Origin of the sequence: Mycobacterium sp., assembly GCF_050701515.1 — a bacterium.
Lineage (GTDB): Bacteria > Actinomycetota > Actinomycetes > Mycobacteriales > Mycobacteriaceae > Mycobacterium.
The window spans coordinates 1-4,107 of record NZ_JBOGDB010000065.1; the positions used below are offsets into that span (position 1 = coordinate 1).

Consider the following 4,107-nt stretch of genomic DNA (forward strand, 5'->3'; position numbering starts at 1 on the left):
GAACCGGCCGGGGGCTTCGTCGACACGGCTTTGTCCGCAGACCTGGCGGCGGCAGCACTGAGCCTTGCCCGCAAATTTCATGATGGCGCCACGCTGTGGGTGATCTCTCCCCAGTGGGAGCCACACGCCCATCACGTCGCCGTCGAGTTCGTCCATCCGGTGATCATGGGCAAACGGGCGCTGCCGTCGGTGGCGCTCGTCGAGCCCGACCCGGTGGCCCAGGCGCGGGTGGCCACCCAGCCCGGCGACCTGCTGATGGCCGTGGCATCGGCGGACGAACCCGCTGCCGTCGACGCCATGCGACGAGCGCCCGCATGGGGCGCACACACGCTGTGGATCGGCTCGGGCCCGCGCCCACCGGCCGGCGCCGCGAACCACATCCTGTGGGTCGACTCCGACGATCCGATGGTGCCGGCAACGGGGCGGTTCGTCCTGATGTATCACCTGCTGTGGGAACTCACCCACGTCTGCTTCGAGCACCCGGGCTTGTTGAAGCCCCCGGCCGAGGAGTGCAGCGACGACGTCTGTGTGACATGTAGCGACGAGGGACGACTGGCCGAGGTCATCCTGGAGCCCGCCGACAGGTCGGGTCAGGCTCTCGTGCGCACCGCCACCGGCGAGGAATGGGTGGACGTCAGCATCTTGGGTGAGGTTGCCGCGAACGACCTGGTGTTGGTGCACGCGGGAACGGCGATCGCGCGTCTGGACGACACCGCCGAGGAGGTGAACCGATGACGACACCCGGCAGGGAAAGCACTGAGAGCACCGGCTTTCTGTATCCGTTCATCGAGTCCGAGGAAACCGACGCCGGCAGCCTGCTCGACGACCTCGCGGCCTCGGCCAGAGGCAAGGCCGCCGAAAGTGCCCGCCTGCAACGGGAATCCATGGACGAGTACGCGCCGGGCCTGACGGCCGCGGGCACCGAGATGGCCGAACGGTTCCTGCGCGGCGGCCGGCTCTACACCTTCGGCAACGGCGGCAGCTCCACCGACGCCGCGACGCTGGCATCGCTGTTCAGCCGTCCGGCGCGGGGCCGCCCGGTCGCGGCGTGGTCGCTGGCCGCCGATAACGCCGTGGTGACCGCACTGGGCAACGACGTCGGGTTCGAGTTGATATTCAAACGCCAGATCATCGCCCACGCCCGCGATCGCGACGTCGCCATCGCGCTGTCCACGTCCGGCAACTCCGAGGACCTGATGACCGCGCTCGCGGAGGCGAAGCGCCGAGGCCTACTGACCCTAGGCTTCGCCGGTCACGACGGCGGCCAGATGGCGGTCATCGAGGATCTCGACCACTGCTTCACCGTGCACAGCCAGAGCATCCACCGCATCCAGGAAAGCCACGCCATGCTCGGCTACCGGCTCTGGTCGGTGGCGCAAGAACACCTGTCCCGTCCCCTCAACGGAGCGCACCCTTCATGAGCCCCACCGATGCGATGACCGCCGCCGAACGCGAAGACCGCGTGCTGGAACGGATCGACAAGTTCCGGCAGCGGCGCCCGCGGCTGCTCGACGACGTGGTGACGCTCGCGCACGGCGCCGGCGGCAAGTCGTCGGCGGCCCTCGTCGACGCGGTGTTCCTTGAAGCATTCCGCAACGACGAACTCGAGCAGCTCGGCGACGCCGCAGCGTTGCGCACCGCGTCCGGTGAACGGCTCGCGTTCTCCACCGACTCGTTTGTCGTTTCACCGCGGCGGTTTCCGGGCGGTTCCATCGGGCACGTCGCGGTGCACGGCACCATCAACGACCTCGCCGTGTCGGGTGCCCGCCCGCAATGGCTGTCGGCGGCGTTCGTCATCGAGGAGGGTTTCGGAATCACTGAGCTGCGCGAGATCGTGGCGGACATGAGCGAAGCAGCCGCCAAGGCCGGCGTGCAGATCGTCACCGGGGACACCAAGGTCGTCGGCAAGGGCGCGGCCGACGGTCTGTACATCTCGACCGCAGGCGTCGGTGTGATTCCCGAGGGCAGGCGGCTGTCGCGCGATCTCGTCCAGCCCGGCGACAAGGTCCTGGTGTCCGGAACCATCGGCGAGCACGGGATGGCGGTCATGCTCGCGCGCGGCGACCTGGCAATCGATGCCGACATCGCGTCTGACACCGCACCGGTGCACGAACTGGTCGAGCTGCTGCTGCAAGCCGCGCCGTCGACGCGATGGATGCGCGACGCGACCCGCGGCGGGGTCGGCACCGTCGCCAACGAACTCGTCAAGGACTCGCCGTTCGCGCTGGTCCTCGACGAGGCCAGCATCCCGGTGCAGCCGCAGGTGCTCGGTGCGTGCGACATGCTCGGCATCGACCCGCTGTACGTCGCGAACGAGGGCAAGTTCGTCGCGATCGTCGCGCCCGACGAGGCCAACGCGGCGGTTTCCGCGTTGCGCGCGCATCCGCAAGGCCCCGACGCGGCCGTCGTCGGCGAAATCGTGCCCGAGCCACCCGGCATTGTGGCACTTAGGACTTCGTTCGGCGGCAGCCGAATCGTCGACATGCTCGTCGGCGACCCACTGCCGCGGATCTGCTGAGAGGAGAACGACGATGTGTCTGGGAATTCCCGGCCAAGTGGTCGACATCGTTGACGCCGAACAGTCTCTGGCCAAGGTCGACGTCAACGGCGTGCGCAGAAATATCAGTGTGCGACTGCTGGCCGACGACAACCTGCAGGTCGGTGACTGGGTGCTGGTTCATGTCGGTTTTGCGATGGCCAAGATCGACGAGCGCGAGGCCGCAATGACGTTGAGTCAGGTGCGGAAGATGGGCGCCGACTACGCCAACGAGATCGAAGCATTCAATTCATCCGAGATCGCTTGAGATAGAAGAGGTTACGAGCATGAAGTTCGTCGACGAATTCCGCGATCCGGCGGCCGCGCGCGCCCTGGTCAAATCGATCACCGAGCTCGCCACCGGTGACCATTTCAAGTTCATGGAGGTGTGCGGCGGCCACACCCACACCATCTATCGGCACGGCATCGAGCATCTGCTGCCGGAGTCCGTCGAGCTGGTGCACGGGCCGGGCTGTCCGGTGTGTGTGATCCCGATGGGCCGGGTGGACGATGCGATGTGGCTGGCCGAACGGCCGGGCATCATCTTCACCACCTTCGGTGACATGATGCGGGTGCCCGGATCCAAGGGCAACCTCATCGAGGCCAAGGCACGCGGTGCGGACGTGAGATTCGTCTACTCTCCGCTCGACGCGCTCAAGGTGGCCGTCGACAACCCCGACCGCCACGTCGTCTTCTTCGCCGTCGGCTTCGAAACCACCGCGCCGTCCACCGCGGTGACGCTGGTCCGGGCGCGTGCGCTCGGCGTCAAGAACTTCAGTATCTTCTGCAACCACGTCACCATCGTTCCGCCGATCAAGGCGATCCTGGAGTCGCCCGACCTGCGGCTGTCGGGGTTCCTCGGACCCGGCCATGTCTCCACGGTGGTGGGGATACGGCCATACCGGTTCGTGCCGGACGTGTATGGAAAGCCCATGGTGGTTGCGGGATTCGAGCCGCTGGACATCCTCGCGTCGGTGCACATGCTGCTGCGGCAGATCCGGGATGGGCGCTGTGAAGTCGAGAATCAGTACACCCGCGTGGTGCGCCCCGAGGGCAACACCCAGGCGCTGAAGCTGATGGCCCAGACGTTCGAACTGCGGCCCCACTTCGAGTGGCGCGGACTGGGTTTCATCTCGCAGAGCGCGTTGAAGATCCATCACGACTACGCCGAATTCGACGCCGAGCTGAAATTCGAGATGCCCGGCGTGCGGGTCGCCGACCCCAAGGCGTGCCAGTGCGGCGAGGTCCTCAAGGGCGTCATCAAGCCCTGGGAATGCAAGGTGTTCGGGACGGCGTGTACACCCGAGACGCCGATCGGCACGTGCATGGTCTCCCCCGAAGGCGCCTGCGCGGCGTACTACAACTTCGGCAGGCTGCACCGGGAAACGGCTCAGCTGCTGGGTCAGCGCGGCTAGCTGGGTTTTCGGGCACCCAATCCCGGGTAATCCATATCACAGTCGCCGCAGCCCATGCGGCGGCTGTGAGGGAGTAACCATGAGCAGCCCACAAGACCGCTTCGCTGGAGAACCTGCACCAGGTTCACGAGACACCGGATCAGATAAGCCGTCAGG

At 66.7% G+C, this 4,107-nt stretch carries 5 protein-coding genes; all 5 read left to right on the top strand.

Annotated elements, in window-relative coordinates; genetic code table 11:
* On the top strand, positions 1 to 735 hold a 735-nt coding region (locus tag ACRDU5_RS05650; protein WP_526613503.1), incomplete at its 5' end, for a HypC/HybG/HupF family hydrogenase formation chaperone.
* Entirely contained in the window at positions 732 to 1,421 is a 690-nt protein-coding gene (locus tag ACRDU5_RS05655) for a D-sedoheptulose-7-phosphate isomerase (RefSeq protein WP_526613504.1), read from the top strand. The genes ACRDU5_RS05650 and ACRDU5_RS05655, both read left to right, overlap by 4 nt.
* Positions 1,418 to 2,518 carry a hydrogenase expression/formation protein HypE gene (gene hypE / locus ACRDU5_RS05660; protein WP_526613506.1) on the top strand — a complete coding sequence of 367 codons (1,101 nt, stop codon included), beginning with the start codon at positions 1,418 to 1,420 and terminating at the stop codon, positions 2,516 to 2,518. Before ACRDU5_RS05655 ends, hypE begins: the two co-directional genes overlap by 4 nt.
* Positions 2,519 to 2,531: 13 nt before the next feature.
* Positions 2,532 to 2,804 carry a HypC/HybG/HupF family hydrogenase formation chaperone gene (locus ACRDU5_RS05665; protein ID WP_526613508.1) on the top strand — a complete coding sequence of 91 codons (273 nt, stop codon included), beginning with the start codon at positions 2,532 to 2,534 and terminating at the stop codon, positions 2,802 to 2,804.
* Positions 2,805 to 2,823: 19 nt separating this feature from the next.
* Positions 2,824 to 3,951 carry a hydrogenase formation protein HypD gene (gene hypD / locus ACRDU5_RS05670; protein ID WP_526613510.1) on the top strand — a complete coding sequence of 376 codons (1,128 nt, stop codon included), beginning with the start codon at positions 2,824 to 2,826 and terminating at the stop codon, positions 3,949 to 3,951.
* The last annotated feature ends 156 nt before the right edge of the window (positions 3,952 to 4,107 follow it).

Bases quoted from the DNA above. Each gene is read 5' to 3' on its own strand.
- hypE (WP_526613506.1), top strand. From the start codon at position 1,418: ATGAGCCCCACCGATGCGATGACCGCCGCCGAACGCGAAGACCGCGTG.
- ACRDU5_RS05665 (WP_526613508.1), top strand. From the start codon at position 2,532: ATGTGTCTGGGAATTCCCGGCCAAGTGGTCGACATCGTTGACGCCGAA.
- hypD (WP_526613510.1), top strand. From the start codon at position 2,824: ATGAAGTTCGTCGACGAATTCCGCGATCCGGCGGCCGCGCGCGCCCTG.
- ACRDU5_RS05655 (WP_526613504.1), top strand. From the start codon at position 732: ATGACGACACCCGGCAGGGAAAGCACTGAGAGCACCGGCTTTCTGTAT.